The 14,883-nt window shown below is 38.8% G+C and carries 10 protein-coding genes; 3 read left to right on the plus strand and 7 right to left on the minus strand.

Annotation, left to right across the window (positions count from 1 at the left end; all coding sequences use genetic code 11):
• Positions 1 to 128 precede the first annotated feature (128 nt).
• The 5 genes from AWJ19_RS16355 to AWJ19_RS16380 all read right to left on the minus strand — a co-directional run bounded on the left by AWJ19_RS16355 (position 129) and on the right by AWJ19_RS16380 (position 5,979).
• Entirely contained in the window at positions 129 to 1,619 is a 1,491-nt protein-coding gene (locus AWJ19_RS16355; protein WP_068725252.1) for a TniQ family protein, read from the minus strand.
• Positions 1,620 to 1,640: 21 nt separating this feature from the next.
• Positions 1,641 to 2,525, minus strand: a complete 885-nt coding sequence (locus tag AWJ19_RS16360) for an ATP-binding protein (protein ID WP_128083621.1) — start codon at positions 2,523 to 2,525, stop codon at positions 1,641 to 1,643.
• Positions 2,526 to 2,623: 98 nt separating this feature from the next.
• Positions 2,624 to 4,606, minus strand: a complete 1,983-nt coding sequence (locus AWJ19_RS16365) for a hypothetical protein (protein WP_082707934.1) — start codon at positions 4,604 to 4,606, stop codon at positions 2,624 to 2,626.
• Positions 4,584 to 4,946, minus strand: coding sequence for a hypothetical protein (locus AWJ19_RS16370; RefSeq protein ID WP_068725256.1), 363 nt, complete (start codon positions 4,944 to 4,946; stop codon positions 4,584 to 4,586). Before AWJ19_RS16370 ends, AWJ19_RS16365 begins: the two co-directional genes overlap by 23 nt.
• A gap of 712 nt (positions 4,947 to 5,658) precedes the next feature.
• Entirely contained in the window at positions 5,659 to 5,979 is a 321-nt protein-coding gene (locus tag AWJ19_RS16380; protein ID WP_068725260.1) for a Mu transposase C-terminal domain-containing protein, read from the minus strand.
• A 136-nt stretch (positions 5,980 to 6,115) separates the two neighbouring features.
• Between AWJ19_RS16380 and AWJ19_RS16385 the strand changes: the two genes are divergently transcribed.
• Both AWJ19_RS16385 and AWJ19_RS16390 read left to right on the plus strand, forming a co-directional pair.
• Positions 6,116 to 6,457 carry a helix-turn-helix transcriptional regulator gene (locus AWJ19_RS16385; RefSeq protein WP_060864348.1) on the plus strand — a complete coding sequence of 114 codons (342 nt, stop codon included), beginning with the start codon at positions 6,116 to 6,118 and terminating at the stop codon, positions 6,455 to 6,457.
• 88 nt (positions 6,458 to 6,545) lie between these two features.
• Positions 6,546 to 7,367: a Ku protein gene (locus AWJ19_RS16390; protein ID WP_068725262.1), complete on the plus strand. Its 822-nt coding sequence runs from the start codon at positions 6,546 to 6,548 to the stop codon at positions 7,365 to 7,367.
• 117 nt (positions 7,368 to 7,484) lie between these two features.
• On the opposite strand, the gene AWJ19_RS16395 is transcribed toward AWJ19_RS16390, so the two are convergent.
• A complete protein-coding gene (locus AWJ19_RS16395; RefSeq protein WP_068725263.1) occupies positions 7,485 to 9,158 on the minus strand; it encodes a hypothetical protein in 1,674 nt (557 codons plus the stop codon).
• Positions 9,155 to 9,460 (minus strand): hypothetical protein, encoded by a 306-nt coding sequence (locus tag AWJ19_RS16400; RefSeq protein WP_068725266.1) that lies wholly within the window; start codon positions 9,458 to 9,460, stop codon positions 9,155 to 9,157. Before AWJ19_RS16400 ends, AWJ19_RS16395 begins: the two co-directional genes overlap by 4 nt.
• A 375-nt stretch (positions 9,461 to 9,835) precedes the next feature.
• Between AWJ19_RS16400 and AWJ19_RS16410 the strand changes: the two genes are divergently transcribed.
• A complete protein-coding gene (locus AWJ19_RS16410) occupies positions 9,836 to 14,818 on the plus strand; it encodes an ATP-binding protein (RefSeq protein ID WP_128083622.1) in 4,983 nt (1,660 codons plus the stop codon).
• The last annotated feature ends 65 nt before the right edge of the window (positions 14,819 to 14,883 follow it).

Here is a 14,883-nt window from a genome sequence, read left to right on the forward strand (position 1 = left end):
ATTCAAGGCTCTTCAACCAGGCTATATGTCGGAGGACAAGAACATAGTCCCTTGTAGGACAAGAACTTGATCCCATTGCCGATTAGTCTCCTATTTTGGCCACAAAAAAACAACTCACTCGAGTTGTTTTAATAATCATGTTTCTTTATATATGAACTAACGTAATTAATCAGTTCATAATTTTTTGGATATTCGATGGATATCCGTGCCGGTAAATATGATTTCATTTTTGAAATAGCTCTCTTTCTTCTTAAGCTATGATTTGGACATTGATGTTTAGGTATTTTAGTGTTAGCTGTATTCTCATAATACATTTTAAAATTTATACCTTCAGCGCGCTTTCCTTCAATCTCTTGATATTTGAAAGCAATTTTAAAATTGGCTTTTGTGCTCATGAGGATCTTATCCCAATCCGTATGTTTCTTGCCATGCAGCAAAATATCGTTGGCATATTTAAGACAGTCATAAAAAAATGCTAAACTAAAACGATATGACCATTGTTCTTGAATCCACACCAATGTATCCTTATTAACCTGTTTACCCTTACTACTAAGAACATATTCTTCTAATAATAATTTAATGTCATCAGTTATTGCATTAGTAAGCAGCTCATATCCGTGTCGTCCTCCACTTCGCGCCACAACACTACTTCGGGTATCAGAACTATAAAAACGTTCAGTCTTTAAAAGTGTTTTACGCCAGTTAACATACGCGTAAGCGTATGGACAAATATCAGGGAACTCTTCCCCATCACTTTTTAGTAACTGCCAAAATTGTTTTATACAATTAGAATGATTCCTGAGTAGATTCTTTCTTAAATAACGATTAACAGTTTGGAATGTATTCACATTATTATTATATAGATCTTTGTTAAATTGAGTAGAATAATAAAAATCATCTATAAGTATCTTATTGTTATCCTGAGTAAACGATTTCATTGATACATATGGTTGAAAATCGGAAAGTATATTTAGACTCGCGGATTCAGGAGAAAATAGAGTTCTGATTCCTTCAGAATTATTGGTTTTGGACAACCAATGTAAAGTTGCTGGATCCACTATCTTAAATTTTGTATCCCATTTTTCCCAAAGTATATTTGAAAAATCAGCAAATTGAAATCCGCATTTACAGGAAAAAGCGTCTCCAAAAAATCGGTTGGAAAATATAAAGGGAATATTCATCTCACATTTTGGACATGTCTCTTTTAATTTTGTATTGTGAAAAGGACAATAATCCAATAATTTAAATTGATGTAACCAGCTATGATGTCCGTATGAAATGCACTCGCTACACCATCGTAGATGTTTAGAAAACCAGGACGTGACTGGATATCGATGGCTATGTAGAGGAATTGTCAGTGAGTGTAAGGATTGTTGAGTAAACTTTACTAAGTTCACTCCAAAAATCATTTCTAAGATCGACTCGTCAAAACTTTTAAGGGAGAATAGATCAATTTTTCGTTCATCTTTTTTTGGATTGTTTTTATTTTTCTCACAACTATTTGCAGCATATTTAAAAATATTGCCTCTGCTTGTACGATTAGCAAATGACAATTTCTCGAATATGGACCAAGGAGTCTCGTATTCATGGATCCATTCGGTTCTCCAAATAGCTTGCATCAATATTCCCCCCAGCTCAATTTAAACAAGAGCCATGTAGATCTCTGACTCTACATAACCCGACATTTCGATGGCTTCCCTCCACTGCGCTTTATTAATCCAGTAATGTTGATCTCCATGTATCCCATACTTTTTCAAAGCATTTTCAATGGTAAAAGAGAAATATTCCATAGGAATTTCTAAGGCTGCAGAAACCCCATGTTCTTTTCTCAAATCCGCGAATAGCTCAAATAACATTTTCGCTTCGCTCTCCAATCTTTCCTTCTTTTTATAACCTTCTGGGAAAAAATATTGACTAAAGCTACACCCGCTTGCTTCAGGGTAACAAGAGATTTCTGGTGAATCATAGCCGCTTAATATCAGTTGCATATCTTCCCAGGTTCTTATTCCATGAAAGTCATGTTCATGTGTCATAAAACGACCAATAACCTGAGATTTCCTTTGCTCCAGAAAAAAGGTACGTCTTGCAAGGAGTTCTTCTTGGCCAACGGAGATAACAGTCATTGAAATTTTTCTCTGCACAAGCGCATTATAAATATCCATGAGCCAATTATAATGTGCCTCTGTGAGCCGGTGTGCTTCGTCAATGATTAGAACCAAACGCCGAAGCTTTGATTTTTCTGCTTTTTCAAGCATAAAATTTACAACCTGTCTCCGTAATTCTGATGAATTACGTTTTGATATAAAGGGAAAATTAAAGTCGCTAAGTAGATCTGAATAGAATTTTTCCTCACTTGGTACACGGTATGAATTACAGTTGGCATAAAGAATAGGCAATGGTGCACCAAAATTTGTAGGCAAATGATCAATGGCAAAACGTAAAGCCCATGTTTTTCCGATTCTCGGTCTACCGTAAACTATCATTCCAGGAAGACGATTGTTTACGATTCTCGTCATACTGCCCATTAGTCGTAAAACTTCCTTCGTCGGTATGATATAGTCACCTGTCTCGATCGGATGTGTGCCTATCTGTACTTGAGGTCTCTCCAAGACAATCTCCTCACTTATAGTTTCGTTTTGTATAACTTCATTAAGTCTTTATAATCGGTGTACTCCCTATTGTCCTGTTCTTTTTTTGTATGTTCTCTTGCTCTTTCTAGCGCTGCATTGCGTTCCTCTACTCTCTCTAAAGCGTCTCTCTGGCCTTCAGGTTCATTAATCGTTGTTCGCTTCCGAGTTGATTCTTTAACCTGCGTGACCTTGTTTGCAGCCCCCCGCTTCCCTTTGGTTGCGTTAATTCGTAGAAACTCAGTATAAACAAATATTGGATCGTCCCAAGTAGTAAGATAAATTAAGCGCTGACGGACTAAAGAGTTTATTGCTTTTCGTATCTGTAATGAATGCGGAGTAATAGACCATTTACCCGCTGCAGCAAGATAATCAAATTCACTCCCATCTGGCAAAAATGTTCTAATCGTCCGAAGATCATCAACATTAATGTGAAGGATGAGTTCTTTGTTTAGTAGGTGAGTTGATTGGCCTAGTTTGTCACTTCTATACTCTACCCCTTGAAACTGAATGTATGGTTTCTTGCCAGATTTTAATGATCCTCTAATCGTTGCTGTCTTTGTCACTTGCATAAATAACACCTCTTTGCGGAGTTCTTCTTCTAATTGTCTCGGTAATAGTCCAGCATTTAAACGTTTTCCAAGTAGTTCCAGAGGTGTTTGATGATAAATTCCTCCGTGCGGCTTTCCGTTGTAATCAGATATAAGGATGTCTATAAGTTGTTTTAAATGTTCAAAACTCATCTTGTATTTAATAGCATTCTTTTCGGGATCTGTTCTCCGTGGATCGCTTGGATTACTGCCCGTTGTATTTGGAAGCCTGTGAAATCCTGTTTCTTCTAAAATTTTAAAAAATCGCTCGATAATCCCTCTTCTCATTGGTAAAGCAACAGGTCCTAAATTAATATCACATCCAATAAGATGTTTAAGTCGATCCTGTACTAAATTGGCTAAGTGGGATTTTGCATTATCAAAATAAATCACATCCCAAACGGCCCAGGCAGTTGATGAAGGATACACTTCAGAAGGAAATCCACCCGTTTCATTGTATTTGAGGCCTTCAATTGAAACCGTGCCCTTTTCATGTGGAATCACAGTGTTTCGAAAACAATGCATTACATCAACTGCACTATATTCTTTATTTAAGCTAATGGCATAACCCAATACTACTCTTGTAGCCACATCAATTAGTGTTAATATCCAAAAGCGGTCAAGCACAATCGGAACCAGGTCACCTTCTGGCGTCATGACTTCGATTATAAAAAAGCCGTCAATACGATGAGCATCAAATTGTACTTTTTGATAAGGATGCAGTGTTGAAGGGTGATTTTGTTCGCCCTCTCCTGTATGTTTAGCTTTAGTAATCGCATCTTGTCCATATCGGGTCCTGTTTTTCCCAAAATACATGAAGCTTAATTTGGTGATATATCTTTGAAGAGCCTTAAATCCCAAATGGTCAGTGTTAAAGGGATATTGATGTAATGGAATTCCTAAATCTCGGCATGAATCTATAAATTTTTTATGTATATGATGGGTTTTCATGGCAGGCTCTAAAGAGCGACGGTGATTCCCTAGAAACAGATCTTTAATTAAATCCTGAAGCGACGGGTATGTTTCCAGTAAAAGTTTAAATTCACCAGTTTTCCTGCTTGGATTTTTCTTCTTACTGGATAGATTAAGATGATAGGGTTTTACCTTCTTTTGCGGAATCAATGCTCTAAAGCCCCAAACAAGACCATCATCTGAGATTAAGATGCATCTGTGTATAAGCCTTCGGAGATTCTTGGGGTGAACTCCTGTCTGTTCATAAATACGCTTAAGTTCAATTCCTTTAAAGTAAAGTACTACTGCATTTTTTCGATTTACATAAACGGTTCTCTCCTCTTCAGATAAAAGCATCTCATCCACAACAGGCCATAACTCAGGATTCATTTGCTCTGGAAGTAAATGTGGGTTTTCAACTATCTTTGTTCGGCTCAATCTTCGACACCTCCATATCCAAATTCAGAATCGCTGAATCAATATCAGCTTTAAGTCTTCCTTGATAGTAAAGCCAATAACAGGCTAAAAACACATCGTAAACGCTTAGCTTCATCAGTTTGTTACATAGAAGTTTTAAGCTAATCTTTTCATAATCAATACATTCAGCAACATCCTGAAGAAAGTGTGGTTTTTCCTGGTTAGTAATGCTCTTTAAAATTTTAATGCGATTTTCTATGGTAAATGGGCCTGTTCGGATATTTTTCTCGGTTCTTACTTCATGTTGTACATTATTCAGCCAGCACCATTCCTTCTGAGCTTCAATTTGTCGCATGGTCACATCGTATTTCCTGCTGGTTGGTTTCAAGTCTTCTCATATTTCACTTCAACAAAAATCCGGCTGCCGTTCCTATGAAGCTCACACATATCGAAAATTGTTCTATGTTGTTTATCATTTAAAACATACGTGATCTCTAATGGTTGTTCACAATATTCGATCACATCTGGAGTAGTCTCGATTCTCACCCAATGGTCGTATTCTAAGTCACTATAAAGAATGACATCTCTATCTACTTTAGGACCTTTACTGTTCCAGTAATTGTTTCCATACTTCTTACTTCTAGGCATTACAATTGGTGTATAAGGCAATTGATAATGTCTCATGTTATGTTTCGTTCCTTAACATTTGGGATTTTATACTTCTGTATTGCCTATTTATATACTTTTTAATCCAAGGCACGGATGTTGCATAGATGTTGAACGAAGAGTTCTATATCTCTCGTAATCTGGCAATACTAGAGTTAATAGATTATGAGAGGAGTTTTTTTTATGTATAGAACATCCTGTTATAGAGAAATTGGAAATCTAATACGTACTAACAGAGAGCAACTTGGATTAACTCAAGAAGCTTTATCGCTAATCATTCGTCTCTCCAGACCAACCATTACTAACATCGAGGCTGGCCGGCAACATGTAAAAATTCATTACTTATATCGAATCGCTGATGCTCTAAAAATTTCGATACATGACTTATTGCCTTAACTTAGTGCTTACTATTCTTTCCTGTAGAGTTGCAGCCTGCTCTTCAGAGACTGGACGGTTTCAAAGTATTTCTTTTCGATCTCTGGGTCAATCTTTTGAGCACTCAAACTAATTGCAGAAGCATTTATGACTTGATATGGATGTAATATATATATTTCCGAAACATTGATAGGGTCAAATAAAATGGGTATCTTCCACTCCCCTTTTATGACGGCCCTTTCAAACCAGCCAAGCTGAATTATTTTAGCATTTGTGTAGTATAAACCATTAAAGTTAATCCCATTGGCGGTTATCTCTGCAACACCTGCCTCCAGACTTCCTACTATTTGCATCTCTATCACCTCACTAACTACTATTACCAAATATCAAGTCAATAATACGTAAACATATCATTTGGTATAAATGACTTATATACATGAATGTATCGCTTCTTCCCCATTGTTTACACTTACATCAAGAGGTGTAACAATGGAAACTTCCGTAATGAAAAAAATAGGTCAGCGTGTCCGAGACATCCGGAAATCTAAAGGTCTGTCACAAGAACAGTTGGGTGAAAAAGCCGGCTTTCATTTTTCATACATAGGCGGTGTCGAAAGAGCTGAGAAAAATATTACCTTAACCAATTTGATTAAAATTGCTGATGCTTTAGAGGTTCCTATAATTGAACTGTTCTCTTATACAAGACATCAAAAATCTGTGCTAAATGAAAAAGATATCATGTTAAACCAATTGGTCGATATCTTGATGGGATTAAAGAAAAGTGATTTACGAAAGGTTCAACTATTTTTAGATGAGTTTTTTGAAAAATAGTATTTCAACCGCAGTCCACACCATGGTTGCGGTTTATTTGTCTTTAAATATGGGAATGAATTCCTAATAATATTAGGAGGGATTTTCTATGCATACCATATGGAAAGGCGCAGTCAGTTTTGGGCTTGTACATGTGCCCGTCAAACTCTATGCAGCCACCGAGGAAAAAGACATCGCTTTGCAATTGCTTCATCGTAATTGCCATGGATCAATTAAAAACCAAAGGTTTTGCCCCTCTTGTGGGACTTCCGTAGAACAGGAGGCAATTATTAAGGGTTATCCAATTGATACCAATCAATATGTTACTTTCGAGAAAGAAGAATTGGATAAGATACAAGAAGAGTCCAGCAAGAGGATCAACATCATTGATTTTATTAAAGAAGATCAAATTGACCTGATGTTTACCCAGAAGGCTTATTTCCTTGGTCCGGATACTCATGGGAGTAATGCCTATTACCTGTTCCTAAAGGCTCTAGAAACATCCAAACGATTTGCTATAGGTAAACTTACGCTCCGATCTAACACTAAGCTATGCGTAATGAAGCCTCTTAATGGGAATTGCATTCAACTGGCCACCATGCATTATGCAAATGAGATTCGTTCAATAACTAATGTCCCCAATTTACTAAGCAGTAATATTGTTGAGGAGAGCCAATTGAAGTTAGCTTTGCAGATTGTGAAAGGGATGTCAGGAAAGTCTGATGTGGCCTCTCTCTCCAGTCCTGAGCAAGAAAGACTTTTAGCAGCCATTCAGTCTAAGATTGCTGGTCAGCAAATTATCTCTAAACCAGCACAAGAAGCTGAGGTTGTAATCGACTTGTTGGAGGCACTTCAGAAGAGTGTTAAAATGAGTAAAAGTAAATCAAAACCAAGAGAAACTACTCAGAAGAGTGAGGAAAAGTTGGGATGAAATGAAAAGAGTTCTCTGGCTGAGGTGTACTACCATAAATCTAAAACGGCACGGGGAATAGCCCTGTGCCGTTTGCTTGACAGTCTGCCGTTAATACACAAATACTCCACTGTTACATTAAACTCTTAATACCCGGTAACCTGGAAATATTGGGCTTGGATATAGGAGTTCCTTTACTTTATGCATCGATGCTGATCCACCTGTGTTCTCCAAAAACACACCCGGAATCCCATCCCCGCAAAACCGCGCATTTTCTTTTCCAAATATTTCAATAACAGAAGTGATTGTGCGTATAAACGGGTCCTGCGGTGCATCCTTTCTTAATTTATCTAGGAAGCTATCTATTTGATCTTTGCCAATCCATCCATCGGTCGGAATAGCACTTTTTCCAACAGCAGAACAGAATATCCCTTTCCCTCTGTTCTTTCTGGCTGACAGCAAGCTTCGATAGATGACATCATCGCTCGGCAATGAATACCCCATTAGGACCACATGCTGTGTTCTCTCCAGAGAAACTCTCATGTCCCGCTGTATTTCTTCAACGAAAGAGGGATGCTCGCCTTTAAAATTGCTTTGCATAACAAGCGGAACATGTTGAGCCTCAGTTATGGTCCCACAGAAGGTACACTGAATTGCATCACTTCTTCCATTATCCTGCGCGTTCTTCTCTTGAAGTGATTTTACTTCATACCCGAAGCTGAGAGAAGGCAGCGGTAATGGAGGAAACAGAGTTGCCGTATCCAGTCCCCATTCACCGCCCATATACATTGTCAGCTTCCCACAATTGGGGCACTCCCGCCAACCCGAGCAACCATGAGGAAAATAATATTTCCCTACACGTACTCTTCTGGAAGTTATGTGGTCCGGATCGTTCATTCTTTGTACAACAGTTTCATTGAACGGATACCAGACCTGTGGGGTGTTGCCATCAATTTTGCGAACGCCCATAAAATGGCCCATATCATGAAATAGCTTAAGGGGCATAGGTGGCACCCCTATAACCGGAGGTGAGGCTCCATTGTTATGATTATTGTGTACATTGAATAACAACCACAGCAGAATCGGATCCCAGTTCATCGATATAATCGAATGGCTGAATAAATAGAAGGATCGCTCTTGTAGTTTATCCGGTACGTCCTTGTAGAAATCAAATCCTTCTTCTATCATTAACTGATAAAGTACTTCGGCAAAAGACTCGTATTTCTTAATCAGGTCCCTTTTTTCGGTAATAGCAAATTGAAAGTCCAAGGTATGCATAAGAATCGTCAGCATTTTCAAGGAATTACGGGCACCAATCATTCGGTTGAACGGAATAAAAGAAGCATCCACTTCATCCGGAACATAGAACCCCTGCCGGTTCAAAATATGCATGTCAAGAATATTGAAAAGATCCTGAAGTTGAAACTCTTCTTTCGTATTGCCTGGGCAGATCTGAATAATGCGGTACAGTGTATTCCAATCGTATGTACTCCTTAATTCCTCAAGCCGGGTTCGCTGCTGATCCTCATTCAATAACGGAAATTGTCGACGGATGGACTCTATTGCCTCTGTACTTGTATCTGGATCACCCAGTATATTTAACAGATCGACTACGGCCTCCAGCCATACTGGTTTATCATCATATCCGATAGATTTCTTCACCCGGTCGGTTAAAGTAACATCTTTTTGTGCAAGCAGGTAAAAAGATTCACTAAGTTTCTGCGTGGTCCGCATCCCTATAGAAGCAGTAGCCCCTGCACCCCAGAATACAGCAGTTTCCGGCCATACCGGTGTATAATCAAGTATTGTCATTTCGAGTCCCTAACGCAGATTCTCGTAATTTTTTTCATATTTTCCACCGTAAACTCTGCCGCAATATGCTTGAAATACAGTTCTGTTGCAAAAGCTTCTAGGTCTGTGGAAAGGGGAAATTTTGTGGTTTTGAGGCTTAATTCGATTGATATATTACTCGCTTCATCTGCGGTATAAAACAAATTGAATTTCGCCTCAGCATCATCCGGAAGCTTAAACGAGTACTGAGATAAGCTAGATAAGGTGATCTTCATTTGAGCACCTTCTTTTTCCAGCATTCTTATTGTGGCTATTGTTTTCACATTCCTCTTCCTCTCTTTTGGGGAATTATTCATCTTTACTGTTTGATGAAAGATTCCACACGCAGAATTAAAATCCTTTTTTCCAAATCATTTAATGAGAGAACTACAAAAAATCGTTTTGTAAAGGCCGCTTTACTATTTGTCGCTTCTCCTGATGATGGCACATTGCTCTCTCAGATTGTCAGATAAGCTTAATCACCGAGGTTGAATAGTCTATGACAGTCGGACGCTAAGCATAACCCTCAGAATGCATTGCAGCCACAGAGTGTTCCCCCCGGGCAGAGCAAGAAGTGTCGTATTAAGCATATTATTCCAATGTAAAGTATAGTAAAATTAATGCATGTTCAAATAATTGTCAGATAGACATATTAACTTTTGGAGGTAGTTTTTCTGAGTCACTTACACTCAATATCTGGCTGTGAGAATGAAGAACGCCAAGCAGATATCATATTCGTCCATGGACTTGGTGGTGACGCGATTGATACTTGGCGCCATGGAAACAATTCTGAATACTACTGGCCTAGTTGGATTGGCCAAGATTTCCCTGAAGTTGGAGTATGGTCTCTTGGTTATGCAGCTTCTATTTCGAAATGGCCTCGTTTTCGTAAATGGTTTCCCAAAAGTAAACGTGACTCTGGATATGCTATGGCACTTCCAGATCGCTCACAACAAGTATTGGATTTAATGGTACAGCATAATCTTGGACCAAGGCCAATAATGTTCGTATGTCATAGTTTAGGCGGTCTTCTCACTAAGCAGATTCTTAGAATGGCATCTGATGCAGGAGATGACTCTCCGGAACGGTTAATATTTGAAAGTACTCGTGCTGTGCTTTTTCTTGCAACACCTCACCATGGTGCAGATCTCGCTACATTAGTAGCAAAATTTCGCCTTGCGTTCCCTACATTGGCTATCGAAGATTTAAAAGCGCATAATGCACATTTACGTGATCTTTTCGAATGGTATCGTAACCACGTAGATGAATCAATCAAAACGCGAACTTATTATGAGTCTCGGCGTGTAAAAGATGCTCTTTTAATTGTTAACCCCTCTTCCTCCCATCCTGGCGTAGGGGCGAATCCTGTCCCCCTTGATGAAGATCATCTATCCATAGCAAAACCAGTCAATCGAAATTCACAGGTATACACTGCTGCAAAGATGCTTTTACAAGAGTGTTTGAAAGGTCCTCCAATTGTTCAAGAGTATCGTAAGGATATCGAAGTTCTCTCGAAGCAAACTAAAGCCACACTAACAGATATAAGTGAGTTGTCGATACTGCGCGTTGGTAAAAGTGAGATAAAGGTTATCCGAAGATGTGTTCATGAAATTCGAGATCAAATTGAAGAGCAATCAATTGTAGTGGTTGGTGAACCTGGGACCGGTAAGTCAGGCGTACTATACGACCTGGTCAACGCATTAATAGAAGAAGGTAGAGATACTGTATTCCTTGCAGTAGATCACATAACTGCTAATACGCATTCCGAACTCAAGGAACAACTTGGAATAAATCATGAACTAGAAGAAGTGCTTACAAATTGGAATGGAGATAAACCTGCATTTCTAATAATTGATGCGCTCGATGCTGCACGTTCAGATCAGACTGTGCATTTACTTACGACTTTATTATCTAGAGTAGTTCGAAGAAACGACAGATGGAATGTAGTCACTTCTATTCGCAAGTTTGATCTGCGGCATAACCGTGAAATACGCAATGTATTTTCTGGACAACCGCCCATTAAGGAGTATTGTGATTTTGAACTGAATAATACATGTCACGTGCAAATTCCTGAATTTTCAGATGAAGAATTAAGTATCGTTTCTCAGCAATCTCTGTTGTTGCAAACTCTAATTGAGGCAGCCGACGAAACAATGAAGCAATTGTTACACGTACCGTTTAATTTACGTCTCATGGGTGAGCTAATTGGTGAAGGTACATCAATTGTGCACCTCACTCCTATCAGGACACAACTGGAATTACTAGATCGATATTGGGAAGAACGGATAATACAGCCTCATGATGGTCGTCGTGATGCTAGGGAAGATATTCTTCGAAATGCAGTTTCCTATATGGTGAAACACCGTACACTTCGCGTTCCGCGAGGTTTTGCAGCTACTTCAGAGTCAACTCGCGAGCTTGATCAAATACTTAGCAAACATGTGTTGATAGAATGGCAACCTTCACCTACATTTTCTCCGGATTCTTCAAATTTAACGTTTGCACATCATGTTTTATTTGATTATGCGGTGGAACGATTGTTAATACGTAGCCAAGTTGATGTTACACAAATGTTGGCTTCTGATCCGAACCTCGTCTTGATTATTCGCCCGAGTTTCGATATGCACTTTCAGCATGTTTGGTCTCAAGATCACTCGCGTTCGCATTTTTGGAATTTAGTTTTCCGTTTTATAGAGAATGTTAATATTCCCGAAATTGCTAAATTAATTGGTCCTGTTACAGCTGCAAAATTTAGTGCGAGCATGTCTGATGTGTTGCCAGTGATTCAAGGAATTGAAAGCATGGCTACGAAAACCATTGGAGAGGAAGCATTGCGTCATACCATAGGAGCATTGTTTGCAATGGAATCTGCGGAATTTGCACAACGTCTAACTGGTAAAACAGCATCACCCTGGGCAGAATTGGTTGAGTATTTAAGTAAACAGCTCTCTGACAAAAATGAATATATTATTCGTATTCAACTTTCTTTATTGTGTAGACATTTAACGAATCTAACAACAAAACAATTGGATCACGTTGGTGCTGCATCAAGAAATTATTTGGATTATGTCTGGTCACGAGAAAGCAGTTTGGAAAGATTGGTAACACTTGCAATTCCCTGGGTGTGTCAGACCTATCAGAGTAATATAATTGAGTCTAGCAGTCTATTGAAGCGAGTACTTCAAAAGGAACGACTTAGTAATTATGGATTTTTGGAAATACCTTGGTTGGCGTACAATGTCAAAAATATCATGAATTATGACCCTGCCTTTGTAAAGGAACTATATATTTCTGCTTTCAGCTATATTGAAGATAGTAACGACACTACCACCCTTGGTGGAAGTAAAATTCTTTCTTTGAGATCGAACCGTAGACAAGACTACGAAAGTGGATTGTACCAACTTGCGGAGGATTTTACGCATTTTATTGAAATAGCCCCCATAGAGGCAATCACCGCACTAATTATAATTGTTGAAAACCATGTTTTAACAAAGCAAATCTATCTTAGTGTGGACGAACTACAATATAATTTCCTTGTAAATGGAATCAATGCAATTATATATGCGGATAATAGCTATATTTGGGATACCGGGATCCATTCTCCCGGAGATGAAATTTACAATATGCTTGACGTTTTTCAAGCTTATTTAACAGGTTTGAGCAAAGATCTGAGTAAGATAGGGTTCTTACAGCAGATAGTAATCATCTTTATTAAACATAACCGTATGGCAGCTTTATGGAGACGATTGCTCATTTGTGGAACACAATCACCCTCAACTCTTGGCCTTGAGATCCGCTTCTTAGGTTGGACACTGCCTGTATTAAAATGTCGAGATACAAGTTATGTAGTGGGAGATTACTTGGGAGCTATATACAGTTACTTGTCTCTTGAAGATCGAGAAAAGATCGAATTCATTATCCATTCAATCCCTTCTACTTTTGAAAATGGAAAAACACTTCAAGGAGAACGTATTCGCGACCGTCTTTTAATGAAACTACCGCTTGAGCATGTCTGCACTTCTGATACCAGAGAGCGTATTTCGGAACTCAACGTATTTGAAAAGGCCGATACAGAAAAGCCCGATTTTCCTATATGGGAATCAAGTGAGTATAGTTCAAGAGATTACTTAGCTGATGAAGGAGTTCCAGTAGATGAAGCTGCAAATGTTCGAATTCAAGAATTGGAGCTGCCAGTCCATTTATTTTGTGAAGAGCATCGCAACTCTCGCCCCACATTAGAAGCTGTTGAGCTAATAATGCCCAATTTACGAGGACTTAAAGAAGCCCTCTCAACTGCTGAAACTGATGGGGTGCATCCTAAACAACTAAACCACGCTTGGGGGTATCTGGCTGAAGCTTGTGCTAGAGCTACCAAATATGAAAATGTAAATTATGATGAGGAGATGGGGAAATTCCTTCTCTCTGTTTTACTAGCAGCCTCACAAAATCCGGAGCCTATGAGCAGTTCACATGACGATCAGTTTGATGAAACTCCTAGCTGGGGTAAGCCGGCTGCACGTATTGATGCTGCTGAAGCTTTGACAGAACTTGCCCGCTTCCAGTCTCTTGCGACACCTGGTTTGTTAGCCATTATGGAGGAACTCATAATTGATCCAGTGCCAGCTGTGCGTTATCAAGTGACAATTCGGCTATTAAATCTCTACAGTACTGCTAACTCCTTTATGTGGGGGTTAATTGATCGTGTAGTAAATGAGGAAACGAATCGCGGAGTTCTCCATGGCCTTGTTCAAGGTGTGCTTACTCGATTGACAGCAAGATATCCTGATAAGATTAATGCACTTGCAGGGATAATTTATGATCGAACCGCTCCGGGTAATCGCCTTCGCCACTCATGTATAGATATTTTTGAGCGATTATATATTTTTTATAATCATTCCGATGCTAGAGTGAAGATCCAAAATCTCATTCTAAACCCTTTAACAAACACCAATGAAAGCCGATATTTTGTGGTTCAACTACGAGATGCATTCATTAGCGGTTTTAAGGAACAGCAGTATACAAAAACAGAATATGCCTCCATACGGAAAAGAAGCTGGGATATCCTATTGCAAATTCTGCAAGAAGTTAAGGTTGAGTGGCAGAGCTTAGTAGAACAAGCACCAAAAGATGATGTGTTGTCTAAAGAACTTCAGCAAAAACACTCTGATATTATTGAAATCGTTGATGCCGCTAATATGGCAGTTTACTTTTCCTCAGGTGCTCACGATAAAAAAAATGGCGAAGATGGCTCAGTTTCTAATTCCTTTGATTTTGAGAGGGTAAAGGTTTTCTTTACTGAAGCAGATAAAGTACTTGATGAATTGGCTGATTTCTCTATTCCTGGGGTCACTCATCACTTGCTTCAAACGCTAGAGTTTTTAGTACCAGTGGATCCAGTTGTAATTTTCATGCGTATCGTGCGAACAATTCGAGTTGGCCAAAGTGGAGAGTATCAATTAGAGTCGATGGGAGCGGACCTGCTTGTCAGACTCATAGAGCGGTATATGGCAGAATATCGTATAGTCTTCCGTGACAATCCTGATTGTCTTCAATCGTTAATAGAGGTACTCGATATATTTGTTAAAGCAGGCTGGTCTAGTGCACAGAGATTGACTTATCGAATGGAAGAAATTTTTAGATAACATAAAGATAGAAGCTCTTCAATTGAAGCTTATACATTCTCTCTTCACCTAATAGAAGTTGTAGA

Source organism: Paenibacillus sp. DMB5 (genome assembly GCF_001517085.1).
In the GTDB taxonomy this organism is placed as follows: domain Bacteria; phylum Bacillota; class Bacilli; order Paenibacillales; family Paenibacillaceae; genus Paenibacillus_AQ.